Annotated in this window: 21 protein-coding genes; 7 read left to right on the top strand and 14 right to left on the bottom strand. The window is 54.5% G+C overall.

The genetic code is table 11. The features are described from left to right. The 4 genes from OCV69_RS02235 to ruvA form a co-directional block, all read right to left on the bottom strand. Positions 1-2,316, bottom strand: coding sequence for a U32 family peptidase (locus OCV69_RS02235; RefSeq protein ID WP_158357272.1), 2,316 nt, complete (start codon positions 2,314-2,316; stop codon positions 1-3). A gap of 85 nt (positions 2,317-2,401) precedes the next feature. Continuing rightward, positions 2,402-2,728: a cell division protein ZapA gene (locus tag OCV69_RS02230; protein WP_022274144.1), complete on the bottom strand. Its 327-nt coding sequence runs from the start codon at positions 2,726-2,728 to the stop codon at positions 2,402-2,404. Between the two features lie 113 nt (positions 2,729-2,841). After that, positions 2,842-3,849 carry a Holliday junction branch migration DNA helicase RuvB gene (gene ruvB, locus OCV69_RS02225; protein WP_158357270.1) on the bottom strand — a complete coding sequence of 336 codons (1,008 nt, stop codon included), beginning with the start codon at positions 3,847-3,849 and terminating at the stop codon, positions 2,842-2,844. A gap of 38 nt (positions 3,850-3,887) precedes the next feature. Further along, on the bottom strand, positions 3,888-4,505 hold the full coding sequence (ruvA, locus tag OCV69_RS02220) for a Holliday junction branch migration protein RuvA (RefSeq protein WP_022274146.1): 618 nt from the start codon (positions 4,503-4,505) through the stop codon (positions 3,888-3,890). A gap of 208 nt (positions 4,506-4,713) precedes the next feature. Between ruvA and OCV69_RS02215 the strand changes: the two genes are divergently transcribed. Next, a complete protein-coding gene (locus OCV69_RS02215) occupies positions 4,714-5,793 on the top strand; it encodes a ribonuclease H-like domain-containing protein (protein WP_158357268.1) in 1,080 nt (359 codons plus the stop codon). A 14-nt stretch (positions 5,794-5,807) separates the two neighbouring features. Here the strand turns inward: OCV69_RS02215 and OCV69_RS02210 are convergent, their stop codons facing one another. Then, entirely contained in the window at positions 5,808-6,386 is a 579-nt protein-coding gene (locus OCV69_RS02210) for a DUF5662 family protein (protein ID WP_331485615.1), read from the bottom strand. 130 nt (positions 6,387-6,516) lie between these two features. On the opposite strand from OCV69_RS02210, the gene OCV69_RS02205 reads away from it, so the two are divergent. Beyond that, complete coding sequence (locus OCV69_RS02205) at positions 6,517-6,714, top strand: cold shock domain-containing protein (protein WP_022274149.1); 198 nt, start codon at positions 6,517-6,519, stop codon at positions 6,712-6,714. 195 nt (positions 6,715-6,909) lie between these two features. Here the strand turns inward: OCV69_RS02205 and hslO are convergent, their stop codons facing one another. The 6 genes from hslO to OCV69_RS02175 form a co-directional block, all read right to left on the bottom strand. Continuing rightward, positions 6,910-7,794, bottom strand: coding sequence for an Hsp33 family molecular chaperone HslO (gene hslO, locus OCV69_RS02200; RefSeq protein ID WP_158357266.1), 885 nt, complete (start codon positions 7,792-7,794; stop codon positions 6,910-6,912). Positions 7,795-7,809: 15 nt separating this feature from the next. Beyond that, positions 7,810-8,574, bottom strand: coding sequence for a class I SAM-dependent DNA methyltransferase (locus OCV69_RS02195; RefSeq protein WP_158357264.1), 765 nt, complete (start codon positions 8,572-8,574; stop codon positions 7,810-7,812). A 75-nt stretch (positions 8,575-8,649) separates the two neighbouring features. Further along, positions 8,650-9,165 (bottom strand): SEC-C metal-binding domain-containing protein, encoded by a 516-nt coding sequence (locus OCV69_RS02190; RefSeq protein WP_158357263.1) that lies wholly within the window; start codon positions 9,163-9,165, stop codon positions 8,650-8,652. A 104-nt stretch (positions 9,166-9,269) separates the two neighbouring features. Next, positions 9,270-9,785: a threonine/serine exporter family protein gene (locus OCV69_RS02185; protein WP_158357261.1), complete on the bottom strand. Its 516-nt coding sequence runs from the start codon at positions 9,783-9,785 to the stop codon at positions 9,270-9,272. Further along, positions 9,782-10,603 carry a threonine/serine exporter family protein gene (locus OCV69_RS02180; protein ID WP_158357259.1) on the bottom strand — a complete coding sequence of 274 codons (822 nt, stop codon included), beginning with the start codon at positions 10,601-10,603 and terminating at the stop codon, positions 9,782-9,784. Before OCV69_RS02180 ends, OCV69_RS02185 begins: the two co-directional genes overlap by 4 nt. Positions 10,604-10,624: 21 nt before the next feature. Further along, entirely contained in the window at positions 10,625-11,704 is a 1,080-nt protein-coding gene (locus tag OCV69_RS02175; RefSeq protein ID WP_262562939.1) for a ComEC/Rec2 family competence protein, read from the bottom strand. Positions 11,705-11,876: 172 nt separating this feature from the next. On the opposite strand from OCV69_RS02175, the gene OCV69_RS02170 reads away from it, so the two are divergent. From OCV69_RS02170 to OCV69_RS02150, 5 genes are all read left to right on the top strand, one after another. Continuing rightward, on the top strand, positions 11,877-12,977 hold the full coding sequence (locus OCV69_RS02170; RefSeq protein ID WP_158357257.1) for an ABC transporter ATP-binding protein: 1,101 nt from the start codon (positions 11,877-11,879) through the stop codon (positions 12,975-12,977). A 21-nt stretch (positions 12,978-12,998) separates the two neighbouring features. Next, positions 12,999-13,886, top strand: coding sequence for a carbohydrate ABC transporter permease (locus tag OCV69_RS02165; RefSeq protein ID WP_158357255.1), 888 nt, complete (start codon positions 12,999-13,001; stop codon positions 13,884-13,886). A 12-nt stretch (positions 13,887-13,898) separates the two neighbouring features. Then, positions 13,899-14,780, top strand: coding sequence for a carbohydrate ABC transporter permease (locus OCV69_RS02160; RefSeq protein ID WP_158357253.1), 882 nt, complete (start codon positions 13,899-13,901; stop codon positions 14,778-14,780). Further along, entirely contained in the window at positions 14,777-16,375 is a 1,599-nt protein-coding gene (locus OCV69_RS02155; RefSeq protein WP_158357251.1) for an ABC transporter substrate-binding protein, read from the top strand. Before OCV69_RS02160 ends, OCV69_RS02155 begins: the two co-directional genes overlap by 4 nt. 63 nt (positions 16,376-16,438) lie before the next feature. After that, on the top strand, positions 16,439-17,302 hold the full coding sequence (locus OCV69_RS02150; RefSeq protein ID WP_158357249.1) for a hypothetical protein: 864 nt from the start codon (positions 16,439-16,441) through the stop codon (positions 17,300-17,302). A 103-nt stretch (positions 17,303-17,405) separates the two neighbouring features. On the opposite strand, the gene OCV69_RS02145 is transcribed toward OCV69_RS02150, so the two are convergent. The 3 genes from OCV69_RS02145 to OCV69_RS02135 all read right to left on the bottom strand — a co-directional run bounded on the left by OCV69_RS02145 (position 17,406) and on the right by OCV69_RS02135 (position 20,558). Next, positions 17,406-18,239: a DegV family protein gene (locus OCV69_RS02145; protein ID WP_158357247.1), complete on the bottom strand. Its 834-nt coding sequence runs from the start codon at positions 18,237-18,239 to the stop codon at positions 17,406-17,408. Between the two features lie 130 nt (positions 18,240-18,369). Then, entirely contained in the window at positions 18,370-20,151 is a 1,782-nt protein-coding gene (locus tag OCV69_RS02140) for a M56 family metallopeptidase (protein WP_158357245.1), read from the bottom strand. Next, entirely contained in the window at positions 20,148-20,558 is a 411-nt protein-coding gene (locus tag OCV69_RS02135) for a BlaI/MecI/CopY family transcriptional regulator (RefSeq protein WP_158357243.1), read from the bottom strand. Before OCV69_RS02135 ends, OCV69_RS02140 begins: the two co-directional genes overlap by 4 nt. Positions 20,559-20,720 lie beyond the last annotated feature (162 nt).

Here is a 20,720-nt window from a genome sequence, read left to right as displayed (position 1 = left end):
CTACTCTACGCCCCGCTTAAAATGACCGCGGGTAAAATTTCCGGACGGAGGGTCCTGTTTTTTTCCTTCCATATATTCCTCATAGAAGGTGCGGAGCACCCGTTTCGCCGTCTCCCTGTCCTCCAGCGTAAGGATGATCCGGTACGCCGCCGGCGACAGCCTGGCTGCCTCGCCGGAAAGCCCCAGAAGCGACAGGGGGCTTTCATTATAGATCGTATTAAAGCAGAACCGGCACTGGTTCTTCACCGGGAAGGCCTTTCCCTTTCTGTCTCTCAGATATAAGACCTCCGGCCGCCCGGTGCAGCCTTCCATGGTCTTTTTCACGCACTGGGCCGATACCATCATAGGGAGGTACCCGTAAACGATCAGCTCTCCCCGTACCCCTGCGTCGGAAAGCTCCCTGGCGTTCAGCTCCACCGGAAGAGTCACCCGGCTGGCCCCATAGGCCTTCATGGCCTTTTCCGCCCGGTGGTTGAACACATACATGCCGTGGTCGAAATACTGCTTCATTTCCGGCAGATGCTTTCTTAAAAATCCCGGCTCCTCCATGGAACCCACGCCTATGGCGTCAAAGCCGGCGTTTTTAAGCTCCTCCATATGGGCCAGGAAAAACTGCTCTGCCTGGGAACGGAAGATCCTGGGCATCATCAGATAACAGGCGCTTCCAGCCTTATGGCAGCCGTCCGCCAGCTCCTTCCACTGGCCCGGATCAAATTCCTCGCCTGCCAGGTAGATCCCAAAGGGCGTTTCTGCCCCGGACTCCCGTTTTTCCCGCACCAGGGCCAGAGCCTCCCGGAGCTGGTCCATATTGGAAACGGATACGGCAAATTCCGGAGCCGTTTTCTGCCCGTCCAGACATGCCTGGAGTCCGGTCCCTTTTTCCTCTCCGTTTTCTCCGGCGGCGGCCCGTTCTGCGCCTTCTGCCTCCGTATTTTTATGCTCTTCACCGGACTTCCGGCGGAACCGCTCCGTCACAGCCCTGCAAAGCTCCTCCAGGGCCTCTCTCCTCAGCCTGTTTAAGGCCTGTACCGGAAGGAATACCTTTCCTTCCACCAAAACCTCCAGTTCCTCAAAGAAGAACGGAGAATCCCCGGTCTTCATCAGCTGCTTCCGGATCCTGTCCCCATCCATGGGAGCGTTCTTTGCCGTTTCCGCCAGGTCCCCGGTACAGGCAACGGAAATCGGCTCCAGAACAGCCATTCCGGCTTCCATGGTTTCTGCGGGTTCCAGCGAGGGCGTATATTCCACAGTCAGCCGCACCGGCTTTCCCTCTGAGACCAGGGCAGTCCCGCGGATGGGCTCTTTTTTCACCGCATCCACATAGGTCCGGTCCAGATGATCGAACAGCTCCTGATCCGGCTCCCGGAAGGCCGGCTTTTCCTTTAAGACCACCATATCCCGGCCATTGTGCTCCTTATAATAGCCCTCTGACTGGCCGCCTCGGTCAAACAGCTCCAGAAGCGCTCTCCGGTCCGCCGGATCCACCCGGTAGCCGGACCGGCCATGTGCCAGGTACATATCCACATATTTCCGGTAAATGCTCACCACACCGGCCGTATACCGGGGACTCTTCATCCGTCCCTCGATCTTTAAGGAGCAGACCCCTGCCTCCAGGATCTCCGGCAGAAGATCCAGGGTACAAAGATCCTTAAGGCTCAGCACATACTTTTCATTTTTCCCTCCAAGGACCTTATCTCCCTTCTCCACGTCAAAGGGCAGGCGGCAGGTCTGGGCACACCGGCCCCGGTTGCCGCTCCGTCCCCCGATGAGGCTGGAAAACAGGCACTGGCCCGAATAGCAGTAGCAGAGCGCCCCGTGGACAAAGGTCTCCACCTCCAGCCCTGTGGTCTCACGGATCTCCCGGATCTCCTTCAGGGAAAGCTCCCTGGCCGGTACCACCCGGACGGCCCCCATCCTTTTAAGCTCCGCAGCACTGTATTTTCCTGTCACGGTCATCTGGGTGCTGATGTGGAGGGGCAGATCCGGAAAATGCTCCCGGATATAAGAAAATACACCCAGGTCCTGGACCAGGACCGCATCCAGTCCCGCCTCATAATAGGGCTTTAAATACCCGTATAGCTCCGGCAGCTCCTTTTCCTTTACCAGAGTATTGACCGTCATATAGATCCGGCAGTTGTGGAGGTGGACGAAGTCGATGGCCCGGATCATTGCCTCCTCATCCAGATTATCTGCATAGGCCCTGGCTCCGAACCGGCTTCCGCCGATGTAGACCGCATTGGCCCCGGCGTTGACGGCAGCCACCATGCTCTCATAAGATCCGGCCGGCGCCAGGATCTCAACCTTTCTCTTTTCCATACGCTTCCTTTCCGGCCAAAAGCCCAGAAAGGGCCGCTGCATATCGTTAAATTCCATGCGGCAGCCCGTTTTTCTCTTTTGTATCCTACTGTTCCGTCTGGGCGTCCAGCTTCATCTGGACGCTGATCAGCTCATGCTTCAGACTGTATATCTCCCTTTCCAGGTCGTCCCTCTGGGCCTTCAGCATCTTCGCCTCCTGAAGGGCCTTGAAATAATCGTCGGCCAGGTTCAGGTAGATCATTACCTCCTGGTAATCCTTATTCTGTCTTGTAAAGCCCGGCTGGGCCTTCAGGATCCCGATCTTCTCATTGATATAAGCAGCCACCTTCTGGAGATATTCCTGCTCCTCCGATCCGCCCAGGGTGTAGATATTCCCATTGATCAGCACTTCTGTATAATTTTTTCTTTCCATGTCTGTTCTCCCGATTTTCTTTCCTTGTATAGTCTATCACATCCGCTCCGCCGGAGCCAGAAATTATTCCTTACGGATTTCCTAATAGTTTCGTAACGGTCCGGCTCCCATCCTTACGCTTCCCCGCCGTCCGCCGGTATGCCGAGATGAACATAAGCTGCCTCTGTGGCTACCCGTCCCCTGGGCGTCCGGTTGATGAGCCCGTTCATCAGAAGATACGGCTCATATACATCCTCCAGAGTCCCGGAATCCTCTCCAATAGATGCCGCCAGGGTCTCCAGTCCCACGGGGCCTCCTCCGAATTTCTGGATCATGGTGAGGAGGATCGTCCGGTCGTTGTTGTCCAGTCCCAGCCGGTCCACATCCAGGATATCCAGCGCAAAATCCGCCACATCCTTTGTGATGACGCCGTCGTATTTTACCTGGGCAAAATCCCTGACCCGCTTCAGAAGCCGGTTTGCCAGTCTGGGGGTGCCCCTGGATCTCCTTGCGATCTCCCAGGCTCCCTCCTCCTGGATCTCCACGCCCATGACCTTCGCTGACCGTTTTACGATCACGCAGAGCTCCTCCGGCGAGTAAAATTCCAGACGCTGGATCACGCCGAAACGGTCCCGGAGGGGAGCCGTTAAAAGTCCCGCCCTGGTGGTGGCCCCCACCAGGGTAAACCTCGGAAGCTCCAGCCGGATGGAACGGGCGGCAGAATCCTTTCCCAGCATGATGTCGATGGCAAAATCCTCCATTGCGGGATACAGGACCTCCTCCACCTGGCGGTTGAGCCTGTGGATCTCGTCCACGAACAGCACGTCCCCCTCCTGGAGGTTGTTGAGGATCGCCGCCATCTCCCCGGGCTTTTCGATGGCCGGACCGGAAGTGACCTTCAGATTCACTCCCATTTCGTTGGCGATGATCCCGCACAGCGTCGTTTTTCCCAGTCCCGGCGGGCCGTAAAATAATACGTGGTCCAGGGCCTCTCCCCGGGTCTTCGCAGCGTCTATAAAGATCTTTAAGGTGGATTTTATCTTTTCCTGGCCGATATATTCCTTTAAATACCGGGGCCTTAAGGTTCCTTCTATTTTTTTATCTTCTTCTGTCTCTTCTGTTGTAATGATTTTACGACTCATACCAACCTGCCTGTTCTATTGATTGTTCCAGTTCCTTCCTATAAAAAGGCCAGATGCCTCAAGGCTCCCTTTAAAACGTCTTCTGCCGTCATTTCTTCGGTGATCTTCACCTTCTTTACAGCTCCGGCCGCCTCTGCCGCCGAATAACCAAGAGCAGTCAGAGCCTCCACGGCCTCTTTTCCTGCCTGGCCCACTCCGGATATCTCCTCCGGTACTGCCAGGGACTCCTCCAGTCCTCCGGCCAGCACGTCCTCCGGCCGTATCTTATCCTTCAGATCCAGGATGATCCTCTGGGCCGTTTTGGGGCCCACACCGGGAGCCCTGGATATGGTCTTTGCATCGCCGGACGCCACCGCCATCCGCAGCACATCGGGCCTTAAGGCGGACAGGATCCCAAGGGCGCTTTTGGGGCCGATGCCGTTGACGCCGATCAGCTGCTTAAACATCGCCAGATCCTGCCGGGACAGGAAGCCGAACAGGCTCATCCCGTCTTCCCGGACGCTGAAATATGTGTAGATCTTTACGCTTTCCCCCAGGGGCGGAAGCTCTGAAAGCACCGGCACAGGCACGAAGATCTGGTATCCGACTCCGTGAGCCTCCACCACCGCTGAATCCTCATTTTTTTCCGCCAGGGTGCCTCTGATATATGAAATCAATGTATTTTCCCTCCGAACCGCTCATAGGGCGTTGCTCTGTAACAGAATCATACCATAGACAAAAAGCCTTTGCAAGATAAACCCGGGATGAATCGAACAAATTTTCTGGTATTGAACCGCTGGTTCATTGACATTCCATCCGAAACCACGTATACTGAGATCAGATTCCAGCCCAGATCTGCACGCGAAAGGAACGATACCCATACCTATGATAACGATCCAGAATACTTTTGACGCGGAGGGATCCTATCCCCTGGCCCGCCTGGGGGATCCCGCTTCTCTCCTGTTCTTTGATATTGAGACCACCGGCTTCTCCGGAGACTTCTGCACAGTCTATCTGATCGGCTGTGTGTTTTTTAAGGAAGGCCGCGCCCATTTTATCCAGTGGTTTGCCGATACAAAGGCCTCTGAGGCCCAGGTGATCCAGAGCTTTTTCTCCTTTTTAAAGGACTACTCCGTCCTGGTCCATTTTAACGGAGATACCTTTGATATCCCCTTCCTTATGAAGCGGTGCAGGGCCCTTAAGCTCCCCTGTGATTTTTCCGGCGTGGAAAGCGTGGATATCTATAAGCGCATCAAGCCCTGGAAAAAGCATCTGGGACTGGAAAACCTGAAGCAGAAGACCATCGAAGGCTTTCTCTCCATCTGCCGGGAGGACAGCTTCGATGGCGGACAGCTCATAAGCGTTTACGAGGACTATCTGAAAACCCGGGACGAAAACCTCTTAAGACTCCTTCTTCTCCATAATGAAGAGGATCTGAAGGGAATGCCCTCGCTCCTGCCGGCCCTGTTTTATCCGGATTTTTTTACCCAGGATTTTACTCTTCTGGATCTGAAAAAGGCGGCGGGTGAAACGCCCCGGCTCCTGCTTTCCTTAAAGGGAGAAGAAGAGACCGTTCTGCCCCGGCCCCTCTGTGCCGCCGTCCCCTCCTACGGTTTTGCGGCTGCCGGAAATGCCCTGGAGCTTTCCATCCGGCTTTATGAGGGAACCCTTAAATACTATTATCCCAACTATAAGGACTACTATTATCTGATCTACGAGGATACGGCGGTCCACAAAAGCGTCGGCGAATACGTGGACCGGGACGCCCGCATAAAAGCCACAAAGGAAACGTGCTATACGAAAAAAAGCGGCGTTTTCCTTCCCCAGCCGGAGCCTGTCTGGACTCCGGAATTTAAGACCTCTTCCAAAGACAGGACTGGATTCTTTGAGTTTTCGCCCTCCTGTTTCCAGGATCCCGTCCGGCTCAACCAGTATATTAAAAAAATCTGGGCGGAGCTTTTTTAAGCCGCCCAGATCTCTTAATAATCCCCTTTTTTCAAAAGATACCGCAGATACCGGAAGGTATACGGCTCCCCCTTTTTCTCCAGCATACGGAGCACCTTATCCAGCTCCCGTTTGGTTTCCGGGTGCATGGTCAGAACATCCTTGCTGCGTGAAAAATATGCATATGGGTCTCCGTCCGTGTACGCCCTGCCCCGGTACGTCCTGGATGCGGCGATCCGGTCCATGACCATCTCAACAAAATACCGGACCGGCATCTTCACTCCAACGATCCTCCAGTTATCCTCCCTGGTGGAAACATCGGTCCAGTACTCAAAATGGTGCTTATTCCTCCCTTTGTGGTGGAGCCAGGCCGGAGAATATCCCATGATCTCCTTCTCAGCCGCATTGGGACTGCGGTCTCCCTGATAATAGCGGACTCCCGTCTTAAATTCTGTCCAGGTATATTTGGACAGATCGTGGAGCAGCCCCTGTCTGTAAAGCCCTACCTGGAAGCAGCCCTTCATGACCAGCAGCCGGTGGTGGGTGATGGTCCGGAAATGGTTCCAGGCGTTATTTTTCATTTTGTGCTGAAAATCCAGTCTTTTTTTCATCATTGCAAGATTCCCTCATATTTTTTGAATAACCGCAAAATCATCCACATGATTTTATTTGACATCCCTAACCGGTTGTGCTATTGTGAACACAGCAGGCGCGGCCTGCAAGGTCTTATTGCGGAGGTATCATATGAAAGGTACAGTTAAGTGGTTTAACAACCAAAAAGGTTACGGCTTTATCTGCGATGCAGATGGGCATGACGTGTTCGTACACTACTCTGGTCTTAATATGGAAGGCTTTAAGACCCTCGACGAAGGTGCAGACGTCGAATTCGACGTGATCGAGGGTTCCAAGGGTCCCCAGGCCGTCAACGTAACCAGACTCTAATCGCCGATTCTCATTGTGCCTTTTTCTAACCAGAGAAACAGCTTGTTAGAACGAAGCGGATGTGCATGAAGCTGATTACATCAGAGGATGCTGCAAAACAGGTGAAGAAGCTTTCCAAAGCCCTTCCTTTGCAGCACCCCCTTTTGCAGCATTCTCCGGGATCCCGTTCTCTCCGGTGTTTCTGATCCGTATCCTTTATGGCCTGGTGGCCTTTTCCAGCATTCCCTTTAACTCATCCACTGTAAATGTATAGATCTTATTACAAAAATGGCAGCTCACCTCAATGGGCTTTCCTTCGTCGATCATGCTCTGGAGTTCTTTTTTTCCAATGCTCGTAATGGCTCTTGCTACCCGGGACTTATGGCAGTCACAGTGGAACCTGGCAGGAAGACGGTCCAGGATCTCCAGGCCCATATCCCCCAGAAGATCCTCCAAGATCTCCTCCGGTGTCTTTCCAGCATCCAGAAGAGCGGTGATGGAGCTCATCTCTCCCAGACGGGCCTCCAGCCGGTCGATGCAGTCATCAGAAGCTCCCGGCATCAGCTGGATAATGAAGCCTCCGGCCTGGCGGACCGTGTTATCCTTATTCATAAGGACTCCCAGAGCTACCGAGGACGGAACCTGCTCAGAGGTGGCGTAATAGTACGTCAGATCCTCGGCGATCTCACCGGAAACCAGAATGGTCTGGCCCACATAGGGCTCCTTTAAGCCGATATCCCGGATCACACTTAAGACGCCCACCCCAAGAGCGCCTCCCACATCCAGCTTTCCCTGGGCGTTGGGCGGCAGCATGACCTCCGGATTGAAGGCGTAGCCCTTGACGTCCCCTTTAGAATCTGCGGTCACCAAAAGGCCGCCAATGGGGCCGTCTCCCTCTGCCCGGAGGGTCAGAAGATCCTTTTCTCCCTTCATCATGATCCCCATCATGGCTCCGGCCGTTAAAAGCCGTCCCAGGGCTGCCGTAGCCACCGGGCTGGTATTATGGGCATCTCTGGCAGCCTCCACCAGATCCCTGGTGGTAGCTGCAAAGGCGCGGATCTGTCCCTCCGCTGCCGTTGCTCTGATTATATAATCCGTCATATTCTCAAACCTTCCTTAATTATTCTGCTTCTTTCCATGTTCCCTGGCTATGACATAGATCCTTTCGCTTTCCTTCCGGGGCGCATCCTTTGTAAAAGCGTCATATGCCGTCACAAATTCCATTCCGGCCAGAGCCAGGGCCTCCTGTATTTCTTCTAAGGAATAAGCCCGCTGGTAATGGGTCTCCTGGTATTTTCTGTAAAGACCGTTTTCCTCCCGCAGGAATATCGCCAGATCGTAAATATTGATCCTCTCCTCCGGATCATACTGATTGTCCCAGATAAAACTGGATTCCTCCCGGTCCTCTGCCACTGTGGTGTCTCCCATGACCTGGGCGTACTTATATTCCGTATTGAGATCGAAAATAAAGACTCCGCCCGGATCCAGATAATTATTGACCAGGGAAAAAACCTCTGCCAGGTCCGCCGGGTCTGTGATATAGTTGATACAGTCACAGATGGACACCACAGCCCTCACAGTGCCGTACAGCTCAAACTCCCGCATATCCTGGCAGAGATACAGGATATCCTGTCCCGACTCCGCCCGCTTTCCGGCTGCCAGCTCCAGCATTTCTTCTGAATAATCAATGCCGATCATATCATAGCCCCTGGCAGCCAGAAGCTCCGTAAGGCTCCCGGTGCCGCAGCCCAGGTCCAGGACCAGTCCGTTCTCCACACCGTTCTCCTTTAAAAGCCCTGCCAGGTATTCGCACCATTCCCCATAGGGGACATTATCCATAAATGTATCATAAACCGCCGCAAATCCCGTATATGCTTCCATGTGTCTCCCTCGCGTAAAAAGGGAGCGCAGCAGAATTTCCACAGATTCTGCAACGCTCCCATGTCCGTCAGCTTTTTACTGATTCCGTCCGCAGCACTTTTTATATTTTTTACCACTTCCGCAGGGACACGGATCGTTGGGGTAGATCTTATGGCCTTCGCGGCGTACTGTACCGGAAGCCTTCTGGGCCTTATAAAGCTCGTTCCTCTTTTCCTCAGTGAGGATCGTTTCCCACTGGGGAAGGCCGTACAGCCAGGTCGCCTTCGCTTCCACCATATTGTAGTACAGCTTTTCCGGATCGATCTCGATCTTAACGGCCGTATTCTCGTCCATTGTCTCGATGGGATTCTCATATCCCTTTAAGCTCTCGTTGATGCCGTCTAAAAATCCGGTCATGATGAGCACTTCTGTCTCATACTTTTCAGCCAGCTCCTTTACGGTCCCCTCTACCACCTGGGCCGGGTCGGAAAGGATCTTCTCGTAGATCCCCTTCTCCACTGTAAAATATCCCGTCCAGAGATCTTCTCTCTTTTTATCGTCGAGGCCATCACCGTATGCCAGGTTTCTCCATGTTTCAAGTAAAGTTGCCATTGTAAAACCATCCTTTTCGTATTCTTAAGATACAGACTCTTAGTATTATAGCATATTGGGAAAAATCTGTAAATACCTGTATTCTTTTTCTTTCCCGGCGCATTTTACTGGTTCCGGGCGGTTTCCCCCGCCCGTTTTTTTCCCAGGACCCGTTTAAAAAAGCTCTGAGGGATCTCAAACACAAAAATGATCCCCAGAACGATGGCCACCGCCGCCTTGACAGCGGAAAAGCCCGTACGGCTGGCCAGTTCCATCTGATCCGTCACGATATAATAAGCTGTCCAGTAGATCCCAGCCCCAGGCACCAGGGGAAAGATCCCCGGGATCATGAACAGAGTGGCCGGGCACCGCTCCATGACCGCAAACAGCCTGGACAAAAAAACCACCGCTGCTGCCGCAAAAAATGTAGCCTCCGTTACAGTCATCCCGGCCCATTCCAGGACAAAATATGTGAGCCAGCCCCAGGCACCGCAGGCCGCGCAGAAGCCATAGTATTTCCTCGGTACATAAAACAGGACGGAAAAAGCCGCCGTCCCCACGCCCGCCGCCAGAAGCTGCTTAAAAAGCTCGCCTGTGGGAAAAGGCGGAAAAAAAGCAAACCATGCAGAAAGCTTCGTCATAGCAGATTTCCTCCTGTGATCCGGTAATAAGCGGTGAACATCATCCCCACTCCCAGGGCGATCCCCAGGACCACCAGCGCCGTATCCATCATCCGCACCGAACCGGCAATATAGTCCCCGTCCGTCAGATCCCGGATCGCGTTGGTGAAGGCCACCCCGGGGATCATGGGGATCACAGAGCCGATGATCATGGAGCTGACGTTATGGCCCAGGCCCAGGTGATAGAATACCATACATAAAAACGTTACCAGGGCCCCTCCCAGGATATGCTCCACCAGCCGGGAAAGCCTGTATCCCCCGTAAAGGATATACACATACAAAAGCATCCCGGATAAAAATGCCGCCGCGCTGTCCAGGAGATCACCGCCGAAAAACAGGCAGAATGCACCGCTTCCCACTGCTGACGCCATGATCTGGACAATATTTCGCTTTCCCGGCATGTTTTCAATGTCGTCCAGGCACCGCTCCAGATCCGCGATGGTGTGTTTTCCTTCCTCGATCTCCCGGGAAAGCTGGTTGACGGCCGCCACCCGGTTCAGGTGGGCGCCGCTGACGGGAATGTGTTGCACCCTGGCAAAGAATTCTTCTCTCTGGTTTCCCATGGTGGAAAAGATCCCATTGCTGAGGACAAATGAATTTGCCGACTGGATCCCGTAATGACGGCAGATCCGGTCAATGGTCTCCTCCACCCGGGAGATCTCTGCACCGTTTTCCAGAAGGATGTGCCCGGCCCGCATGGCGATCTCCATGATCTCCTGCCTGTCCCCGGCCACAGGCTCCTCCTTCGGGTCCGGCGCTCTGTTTTCTTCCAGTTTCATAGTTCTCCTCTTTCCTGCCTCCTACGGCTTACACCGGCCGCAGGGACTGTATCCCTGTTCCAGCAGCTCCTCTCTGGTTCCTTTAAATTCCTTTTTGTTCTCCGGCCCCATCTCCGCCGCGCTGGAGCAGGCGGGGGCGTGGAACTTCATAGTATTTGTATTGAGGATATATTCCTTCTCCTCCTGATCCGGCTTTCTTCCCTCCTGGGGAGCCGTATCTTTAGCAGTCCGGAAGGTGACCTCCGCGCCGTCGCTGGTACAGATGATATCTCCCTGGAGATCCGTCCGGTACACCGTCACGCCCGCATCGCTCAGACGGCTTAAGACCTCCTGGGTGGGATGGCCGTAGGTATTTCCGGTCCCCACAGAGATCACGCCGTACTCCGGCATCACCTCCCGAAGGAACGGATAAGAAGTGGAGCTGTCGCTTCCGTGGTGGCCCACCTTTAGGACCGTGCTCTTTAAGACTTCCCCTGTATCCAAGATGTCCTCCTCCTCTTCCCGCTCCGCATCTCCGGTGAATAAAAATGACGTATCCCCATATACGATCCGGAGAACGATGGAGGTATTGTTGGTCTCATCCGTCTCCCGGACCGGTCCCAGGATCTTCACCTGGGCGCTTCCCAGGGAAAAGCTGTCTCCGGCCTCTGGTATGGTGATCTCTGTCCCCTGCTTTTCCAGTCCCTCCAGAAAATTTCTAAAGGCCCTGCTGTCGTACTCCGTCACCGGGGCAAGGGCTGTATCCACAGACGCATACGTAAGGGCTCCGGAGAGGCCTCCCACATGGTCCTCGTGGGCATGGGTACAGACCATATAATCCAGCTCCTCCACCTTCTGCTTTTCCAGATAGGTATAGATCACGTCCGAATCCTCAGAGTTTCCGCCGTCGATCAGCATGCTTTCCCCGTCACAGAGCACCAGGGCCGCGTCCGCCTGGCCTACGTCGATGAAATGGACTTCAAGGCCGGAACCGTCCGCCGTCTGTTCCGCCGGCAGCTCTGTCCCAGCACTGTTTCCGCAGCCGGAAATAAGTCCTGCCGCCAGCAGCATCGAAAGCAGGAACCGGCCCCATATTTTCTTTTTGTTTCGGATCTCTTCCATAAAATTCCTCTTTTCTTTTGTAATTCCTTCCGCAGTCAGAACTATTGTACTCTGAAAGAGAAAAAAAGGCAACCCGCCTTCCTTCCCAATCTTTTCCTCCGGAAACCTTGAAAAAAAAGCGGAATCCGCTATAATCGAAAGGAATCAATATTACGTCAGGAGATACGATCCCATGAAAATTGTATTAGAGCATCTCACAAAAAAATTTCCGGCCCGCGGGAAGAAGGGGGAAGAGGTGACAGCCGTCAGTGATTTCACCTTTGAGATCCCCGACGGCTCCCTCATCGGCCTTCTGGGGCCGTCCGGCTGCGGAAAAAGCACGGCCTTAAACCTGCTCTGCGGCCTGGAAGCTCCCACAGAGGGGAAGATCTATTTCGGGGACACCGATGTGACGGATATGCCCCCGGAGCTCAGAGGTGTTGGCATGGTGTTCCAGAATTACGCCCTGTATCCCCATCTGACTGTGCGCCAGAACATCCTGTTCCCTCTGGAAAACCTCAAAGGAAAGCAGAAGCTTTCCAAAGAAGAAATGAACCGGCGGGCAGAAAAAGCCGCTGGACTGGTACAGATCCAGGGGCTCATGGACCGGAAGCCCCGAGAGCTTTCCGGCGGCCAGCAGCAGCGGGTAGCCATCGCCAGGGCCCTGGTGAAAACGCCCAACGTGCTCCTCTTAGACGAGCCCCTGTCCAACCTGGACGCCCGCCTGCGGCTCCAGACCCGGGAGGAGATCCGGAAGATCCAGCAGGAGACCAGAGTCACCACCGTTTTCGTCACCCACGACCAGGAGGAGGCCATGAGCATCTCCGACCAGATCGTGGTCATGAAGGACGGGATCTTCATGCAGATGGGCCGCCCCCAGGAGGTGTACGACGATCCGGCCAGCCTGTTTGTGGCAAAATTCCTGGGAAACCCGCCCATCAATATGTTTAAGGGAGAGGTGCGGAAGGAGACGCTGTGGCTGGGAGACCAGCCAGTCCTTTCTGTGAAGGGCGTTCCGGACCAGCCAGTGACCGTGGGGATCCGTCCCGAGGGCTTCATCCTCACCGAAAACGGCCCCTTTGCCGCCAGCTTAAGCCGGGTGGAGGTCATGGGCCGGGACGTGAGCGTGATCTCCTCCCATCCCTGTTCTGAAAATCCCTCGGTCCGCTCCATCATCACTGCAGAAACGCCCGTGGACCGGGACGCCGGATCCGTGCATTTTTCCTTAAAGCCGTCCAAGGTGTTCCTGTTCCACAGGGAGACCGGAGCGCGGATCCCATTTTCCATCTCATAAAACACAGGGGGACTTCCTTATATGAAACATTCAGATCTAAAGCCCTGGCTGTACCTGCTTCCGGCCATCCTGTTTCTCGGCTGCTTTATGGTATATCCGCTCATAGACGTTTTCGTCTATTCCCTGGAGGAGGGCTATAACTTTGCTTCCCAGACGTATTTCGGCGTGGGAACCTACAACTATTCCTATGTGCTCCACGACCCGTATTTTCTCCAGGCGGTGAAAAACACCTTCCTCCTGGTGGTCATCACGGTTCCTATGTCTACAGGCCTGGCGCTCCTCATCTCCCTGGGCTTAAGCTCCATAAAGCCCTTAAGAAACCTGTTCCAGACCATTTATTTTCTGCCCTATGTGACCAACACCCTGGCCGTGGGCCTGGTGTTCATGATCCTGTTCCAGAAAACGGAATACACCGACGGCCTTGTTAATCTGATGATCCAGTGGTTCGGCGGCCCGTCCGTGGATTTCATCGACGGCCCCTACTGGGCTAAAATGACCGTACTCTGTTTTTATACGGTCTGGGTGGTGCTGCCCTTTAAGATCCTGATCCTCACCAGCGCCCTGGCTTCGGTGAATCCGGACTATTATAAAGCGGCCCGGGTGGACGGGACCTCCCGGTTCAGGACCTTTACCAGGATCACCCTGCCCATGATCTCTCCCATGATCGTGTATCTGGTGATCACCGGCTTCATCGGGGCCTTTAAGGCGTACAGCGATGCTGTGGCTCTGTTCGGCACCGATCTGAACGCTGCCGGAATGAACACCATTGTCGGGTACGTTTACGATATGCTGTACGGGGCCTCCGGCGGTTATCCGTCCTACGCCTCAGCGGCTGCCATCATCCTTTTTGCCATCGTGCTCACCATCACCTGTGTGAATCTCCTGGTGAGCCGCAGGCAGAACCAGTAACAGGAGGTCAATATGAATCATCCAAATCAGACGGATCTTGAACGGATCCGGCAGACAGAACGCAGGCGGGCTCTTGTCAGAAAAGCGCTCACCTACACAGCCCTGGTCTTATGGGCCCTTATGGTGCTGTTTCCCTTTTACTGGATGCTCTTAACCTCAGTAAAAAGCTACGGCTCCTACAACGCGGAGCACATACCGGCGCTCTTTACCCTGTCTCCCACCTTAGAAAACTATAAGGCAGCTTTTACCGCAGTCCCTCTGGGCCGGTATCTTCTGAATACCCTGGTATTCACAGTGCTCACCACGGCCATCATGGCGGCGGTCAGCATCCTGGCGGCCTACGCCTTTGCCAGGCTGGAATTTAAGGGAAAGAATCTGGTATTTTTACTGTTTCTTTCCTTAATGATGATCCCCAATGAACTGGTGGTCATCACCAACTTCGCCACCATCACCGGCCTGGACCTCAGAAACACCTTCGCCGGTCTGATCCTGCCGTCGGTAACGTCCGTCTTTTATATTTATCTGCTGAAGGAAAACTTTGAGCAGGTGCCGGACGAATTATACAAGGCGGCCCGGGTGGACGGAACCTCCGATTTTAAATATCTATGGAAGGTCCTGATCCCCATCTGCCGCCCTACCATCGTCACCATTATCATTTTAAAGATCATTGAATGCTGGAACTCCTATGTATGGCCCCGGCTGGTCACCGATAACCCGGACCTTTTCCTGGTATCCAACGGGATCCAGGAGATCCGTGAGAACGGCTTTGGCCGCGAGAATATCCCGGCCATGATGGCGGCCGTGGTGGTGATCTCAGTGCCGCTCATTACACTGTTCCTTGTATTCCGCAAAAAGATCATGGAAGGCGTATCGAGAGGAGGAATGAAAGGATGATCCGATGGAAACGGCTTTTTCCCCTTTTTCTGGGCGCGGCCTGCGCCGTTTTCCTGTCCGGCTGCCACGGCTCCAGGGAAACGGAGGCCTTCCAGCCGCCGGAGACCTTTGATGAGACAAAAGCATATGAGATCACCTTCTGGGCCAAAAATGACACCAACAAGCGTCAGACGGACATTTACAAAAAGGCCATTGAGGATTTCCAGGCCCTGTATCCCAATATCACGGTAAACCTGCGGCTGTATACAGACTATGGAAAGATCTACAACGACGTGATCACCAATATCTCCACCGGGACCACACCCAACGTCTGCATCACCTATCCCGACCACATCGCCACCTATCTCACCGGAGACAACGTGGTGGTCCCCCTGGACGCTCTTTCTGAGGATCCGGAATTCGGGCTGGGAGGCAGCCGTCTGAAATTTGACGGTCCCGGAAAGGAGGATCTGATCCCGGAATTTTTAAAGGAGTGTACCGTAAACGGGCGCACCTACGCCATGCCCTTCATGCGTTCCACCGAGGCCTGCTATATCAATAAGACCTATGTGGAAAAGCTGAGCTACACCCTGCCGGAGACCCTCACCTGGGATTTTATCTGGGAGGTATCCGAGGCGGCTGCCAAAAAGGATGAAAACGGAGTCTATAAGGTCAACGGACAGAAGGTGATGATCCCCTTCATCTATAAATCCACAGACAACATGATGATCCAGATGCTGAGACAGAAGGGCGCAGGCTATTCCACGCCGTCGGGGGAGATCCAGCTCTTTAACGATACCACCAGGGAGCTCCTTTCTTCCATCGCCGGCCATGCTGGGACCGGGGCCTTTTCCACCTTTAAGATCTCCAGCTATCCGGCCAACTTTCTGAATGCCGGTCAGTGCGTTTTCGCCATCGATTCCACAGCAGGAGCCACCTGGATGGGCGCCGGGGCTCCCCTTTCTGATATTGCTGAGGATGCCCGGGTGGATTTTGAAACAGAGATCATGCCCATTCCCCAGTTTGATCCGGAGCACCCGCAGATGATCTCCCAGGGACCGTCTGTATGCATCTTCAATAAAGAGGATCCGGGAGAGGTGATGGCTTCCTGGCTCTTTACCCAGTATCTGCTGACTAACCAGGTCCAGACCGCCTACGCCCGGACCGAGGGGTACGTTCCTGTGACCTCCATGGCCCAGGATTCAGCGGAATACCAGGACTATCTTTCCAGGGCCGGGGAGGATGACGATGATTTTTATAAAATAAAAATCCAGGCATCCATGCTGCTCCTTTCCAACACCGGAAATACCTTTGTAACTCCTGTGTTCAACGGCTCTGCCTCTCTCCGGGACGCAGCGGGCCAGCTCATCGAAAGCGTGACCAAATCTGTCCGGCGGAAGGAGACCGTGGACGATGCCTACATGGACCGTCTTTTTGACGATGTGGCCAGCCTTTACCATCTGGATGAGGTGAAGGCCCAGACCTCTGGAAAGACCGATCTGGGTCCTCTTCCCTGGACCGCCAGGGTCCTCGTGGGCGGTCTTATACTTTCCTGGGTACTGATCCTTCTCTGGGCCTTCCGGGATATCTTGAAAAAGAGAACACAAAATCATTGATTTTCCCGTTTTTTCAGCTATAATAGGTGGTTGGGAAATATTGTATTAAAAGGAGAGCTGATTATGAAAAAAATCACAGTAACCGCAATCGCACTTTCCATGGCTATGGCCATGACCGGCTGTTCCGGAAACAGCACCGAAACCACAGCCGCCAGCGAGGCTGAGACCACAGCCGCCGAGACTTCTGCTGCTGAGACATCTGCCGCTGAAACCTCCGCTGCCGAAACGTCTGCCGCTGAAACCTCCGCTGCCGAAACGTCTGCCGCTGAGGCCGGAGAGGTTTCTGTCATGAGCTATGAGGAGTACATGGCCGCCGAGCTGGATTCCAAGGTTGTCATCGAGGCTTCCGTACAGGCAAAGCAGTCCTGGTGGGAGGACAAGGCCACCGTTTACGCCCAGGATGAGGACGGCGCATACTTCCTTTATAACATGGCCTGCTCCAAAGAGGACTATGAAAAATTAGTTCCCGGCGCAACGATCCGGGTAACCGGCTATAAGACTGAGTGGTCCGGCGAGGTGGAGATCATCGACGCCACCTTCGAATTTGTCGATGGTGAATTCATCGCTGAGCCCTTTGACGCCACAGAGCTTCTGGGCAAGGACGAGCTCATCGACCACCAGAACCAGCTGGCCACCTTTAAGGGACTGACTGTGGAGCCCGCAGGAAAGGATGCGGACGGCAATGACGTCGCTTTCCTTTACAACTGGGATGGAAGCGGCTCTGAAGGCGACGATCTGTACTTTAACGTTTCCTATAACGGCCAGACCTATTCCTTCGTTGTAGAGTCCTACCTCTGCGATGCTTCCTCTGATGTATATGCCGCTGTAAAGGCCCTGGAGATCGGCCAGACCATCGACGCCGAGGGCTTCCTTTACTGGTATGAGGGCGTAAACCCGCACATCACTTCTGTGACCGTTGCAGAATAAAAAGCGGTCGGGGCCAGTCCCCTCCCTTTTGCCAGGAACCCAAAAAAGACCGGTACGCTCCCGGGCAGCCTCATGCCCCGGAAGGTACCGGTCCTTTTTATTCCTATCGTTCGATATACTGGATGGCCACGCACCCGGGTCCGCCCTGGGCCACGAATACAGGGCTTAGATCCATCATCTGGATCCCGATCCCTTTAAATTCTGCTTCGATCATCTCACGGATGGCTCCGGCTTCTTTGGGAGCCGCCGCATGGACGATATAAAGGAGATACCGCCCATCGATCCCTTTTTTCTTCATATGGTCCATGATCCCGGACACAGCCGCTGACATGGTACGCTTCACAAAAAATTTATCCAGACGGGTGCCGTCCTCCGTCAGCCGCATCACCGGCTTCAGCTTAAGGACTGAACCCAGGGCCGCCGCCACAGGAGTCAGCCTCCCTCCGCGCTTTAAAAATCCAAAGTCCTGGGGGATCAGAAAAGATTCCGTCTTTTCCGCTGCACTCTTTAACCATTCCAGGATCTCGGGGATCCCCTTCCCCTCCTCCTTCATCTTCTGGGCCTTTTCCACCATATATCTGTGGGGGCCGCAAAGGGTCCGGCTGTTGAACACGGTGATCCGGTCCCGGTTTTCCACCATATCCCTGGCGCTTAAGGCACCATGATACGTCCCCGAAAGACCGTCGGCGACACAGATATTCAAAACATCCGCATCCTGGTATTTCTCATAGACCTCCACAACATCCCCGATGGGAGGCTGGGAGGACCTGGGAATCTCTCCCTTTCCAATACGCCCGTAGAACTCTTCCATATCGATCTGTAAATCCCGGCCATCCATATCTCCCACGCTGACACACAGGGGGATCACGTCAAATCCGGCCGCCTTCGCCTCTTCTTCTGTATAGAGCACAGAAGAATCCGTCACTATCTGTACCACGACAAAACCCTCCACTTTTTGATGTGGTTTTCAAAACCACTTTTTATAGTTTGCAATATATGTCGTGATTTGTCAATAGCTTGGTTCTAAAATCTTTATAAATTTGTATCAATCCAGCCGTGCGCAGATCTTACGGAAACAGAACGTATTTCTCGATCCGGCCATCCATCTCATACCAGATCCCGTACCAGAGATCCTCCAGGTCCGGTCCGTCCGCTGCCAGAAAGCCGCAGATGATGCTGTCCGTTTCCGGGATCTCCACCGGGCCGTATACCAGATGGTTCCCCGGGATCTCCGCTATTTTTTCCTCCACCTGCTGCCGGTACTCCTCTGCCAGGGGGGCATCCCGGAATACGCCGGAGCCACTTTGCTCCAGAAACAGCTTCGTCATATCTTCCGGAAGAGGCTCCACGGTCCCTCCATCCTCCAGATACCAGAAGATCCGGCTGTCTCCGCCCTCCTTATATGCCTCCGTCACCACAAGAGCCGAATCGCGGCCTCCCACGACCTCTGTATACCGGTCGCCCTGGACGACGATGGGGCCTGCCTCCTCCAGGGTAAAGGCCGCGGCCAGCTCGGATTTCCCATTGGCCTTCAGAAGGAAGGACAGGTACCCGAAGCTGCCGTGGAGAGAGATCTTTCCGCCGCTGACCCAGTCCAGCTCCGCCGCTGCACCATAGGGCTCTTTTTTCGCCTTCTCCAGATCCAGGACTGCCGCCGGAGCTTTCTCCTCCCCGTCTCCTTCCCCAACCTTTCCCGCCAGGAAAATGGAGGTGGGGCCGTCCGCTCCCCCGATGATGCTGAAGGACTCTGCGGTCTGCCCGTCTCCTGTCTTTCCTGCCAGGAAGATCGAGGTGGGGCCATCTGCTCCCCCGATGATGCTGACAGCATTCTGGGCCTTCCCGTCCGGAGCCATGAGAAAGAGTCCCGCGGCCAGGGCCACCAGGAGCAGAGCCAGGGCGGTCATCCAGGAGCCCGGCTTCCTGTAATCTAAAATATGCCGGATCCGTTCCCTGGCGCTGCTTTCCCCAAAGGCCAGGGGAATAAGCAGGGCGCTCCTCTCCTCCTCAAACCGGAGCAGGGCCAGGGAATAGGGCTTCCTGCTTTCCTCTCCCAGCCATTCCATCACCTTCTCATCACAGGCCATCTCCACATCCCGGCAGTACAGGAGGAAGGCGGCCCATGCCAGTGGATTGAACCAGTGGATGACCAGGACTCCAAAAACAAATATCTTTGTCACATGGTCGTACCGGAGCCTGTGGGCCTGTTCGTGGGCCAGGATCAGCTCCCTCTCCTCTTTCCGCTCTTCACCAGAGCAGGCAGACGGAAGGAGGATCCTGGGCTTCCAGATCCCCAGCACCATGGGCATCTGGATCCGGTCCGTGATATATACGCGTTCCAGCCGCTTCCCCCTCACCGTACACTGGGCCTCCTCCGCCGGGACTGCATCAGAGATCCGCCGCTTCAGCAGCCCATACCGGAAAAGCCCTGTCAGAAGAAGGACTACCATTCCGCCCAGCCACAGCCACTGGAACGCGAAGGCATAGATCTGCACCGGATCCGCAGACGTCGCTGGAGAAGGCTCCAGAAGCTGCCAAAGAAGTTCATTGACAGCCGAATCCACCGGCTCCAGTCCTGTGGACAGCCGGAGGACCGTGCCCATGCCGGGCCTTCCATCCACCTCCACAGCGGCCTGTTGGAGCGGTTCCGCCGCCGGAAACAGACTGGAAGCCGCCGGGACCGGAATGGAAAACAGCAGCCTTCCAAAGGCAGCCAGCCACAAAATACACACATATTTTCTTGGGAACCGCCTCATCATAAGGCGCAGCGCCAGAACGGCCAGGATCACAACCCCTCCCGTCAGGCTTCTGTTTAAAAGCTCCGTCATCGTGCCTACGTCAAACAGGCTCATACGCTCCCTCCCTTCTCTTCCCTATGCTCCTCCTCAGACGCGCCGTCCCCGGGAACGGCTTCCTCGATAAGCCGGTGCAGCTCCCTGGCCTCCTCAGCCGTCAGCCTGCGTCCGCTGAGGAACGCATTGAGAAAGGCCGGAAGAGAACCGCCGAAGCTCCTTTCGATCAGCTGGCTGCTCTCGGCCCTCTGTACCTGCTCCCGGCCAATCAAGGACGTGACCGTGGCATCCTCGTTCTTTACAAAGCCCTTGGCCTCCAGCTTCTTTAAAACCGTATAGCAGGTGGATTTTTTCCACTCCAGCCGCTCTCTGGCCATTTTCGCCAGCTCCGTGGACCGCACCGGCTCCGCCTCCCAGATCAGATCCATAAACCGGTATTCGCTTTCATACAATTTCAGATCTGTCATATATTCCCTCCTTACCACGGTCTATTGCAATAGTCCTTTTGTATTTTAAGTCTATCATAATAGACCTATTTGTGCAAGAAGAGAAATCTTACAGTTTTATGAACGAAAAAAGGCTGCTGCAAGGGGCAGGTTCATGACCCGCTTTTTGCAGCAGCCTCCAGG

It is taken from the genome of Alitiscatomonas aceti, from assembly GCF_025567195.1.
GTDB classification, from domain to species: Bacteria; Bacillota; Clostridia; order Lachnospirales; family Lachnospiraceae; genus Alitiscatomonas; species Alitiscatomonas aceti.
This window is presented reverse-complemented; position numbering and strand designations above follow the sequence as displayed.

Bases quoted from the DNA above. Each gene is read 5' to 3' on its own strand.
- OCV69_RS02230 (WP_022274144.1), bottom strand. From the start codon at position 2,728: ATGGAAAGAAAAAATTATACAGAAGTGCTGATCAATGGGAATATCTAC.
- OCV69_RS02190 (WP_158357263.1), bottom strand. From the start codon at position 9,165: ATGGCAACTTTACTTGAAACATGGAGAAACCTGGCATACGGTGATGGC.
- OCV69_RS02160 (WP_158357253.1), top strand. From the start codon at position 13,899: ATGAATCATCCAAATCAGACGGATCTTGAACGGATCCGGCAGACAGAA.
- OCV69_RS02185 (WP_158357261.1), bottom strand. From the start codon at position 9,785: ATGACGAAGCTTTCTGCATGGTTTGCTTTTTTTCCGCCTTTTCCCACA.
- OCV69_RS02175 (WP_262562939.1), bottom strand. From the start codon at position 11,704: ATGGAAGAGATCCGAAACAAAAAGAAAATATGGGGCCGGTTCCTGCTT.
- ruvB (WP_158357270.1), bottom strand. From the start codon at position 3,849: ATGAGTCGTAAAATCATTACAACAGAAGAGACAGAAGAAGATAAAAAA.
- OCV69_RS02180 (WP_158357259.1), bottom strand. From the start codon at position 10,603: ATGAAACTGGAAGAAAACAGAGCGCCGGACCCGAAGGAGGAGCCTGTG.
- OCV69_RS02135 (WP_158357243.1), bottom strand. From the start codon at position 20,558: ATGACAGATCTGAAATTGTATGAAAGCGAATACCGGTTTATGGATCTG.
- OCV69_RS02155 (WP_158357251.1), top strand. From the start codon at position 14,777: ATGATCCGATGGAAACGGCTTTTTCCCCTTTTTCTGGGCGCGGCCTGC.
- OCV69_RS02235 (WP_158357272.1), bottom strand. From the start codon at position 2,316: ATGGAAAAGAGAAAGGTTGAGATCCTGGCGCCGGCCGGATCTTATGAG.
- hslO (WP_158357266.1), bottom strand. From the start codon at position 7,794: ATGACGGATTATATAATCAGAGCAACGGCAGCGGAGGGACAGATCCGC.
- OCV69_RS02140 (WP_158357245.1), bottom strand. From the start codon at position 20,151: ATGAGCCTGTTTGACGTAGGCACGATGACGGAGCTTTTAAACAGAAGC.
- OCV69_RS02195 (WP_158357264.1), bottom strand. From the start codon at position 8,574: ATGGAAGCATATACGGGATTTGCGGCGGTTTATGATACATTTATGGAT.
- OCV69_RS02165 (WP_158357255.1), top strand. From the start codon at position 12,999: ATGAAACATTCAGATCTAAAGCCCTGGCTGTACCTGCTTCCGGCCATC.
- OCV69_RS02205 (WP_022274149.1), top strand. From the start codon at position 6,517: ATGAAAGGTACAGTTAAGTGGTTTAACAACCAAAAAGGTTACGGCTTT.
- OCV69_RS02150 (WP_158357249.1), top strand. From the start codon at position 16,439: ATGAAAAAAATCACAGTAACCGCAATCGCACTTTCCATGGCTATGGCC.
- OCV69_RS02215 (WP_158357268.1), top strand. From the start codon at position 4,714: ATGATAACGATCCAGAATACTTTTGACGCGGAGGGATCCTATCCCCTG.
- OCV69_RS02210 (WP_331485615.1), bottom strand. From the start codon at position 6,386: ATGATGAAAAAAAGACTGGATTTTCAGCACAAAATGAAAAATAACGCC.
- OCV69_RS02170 (WP_158357257.1), top strand. From the start codon at position 11,877: ATGAAAATTGTATTAGAGCATCTCACAAAAAAATTTCCGGCCCGCGGG.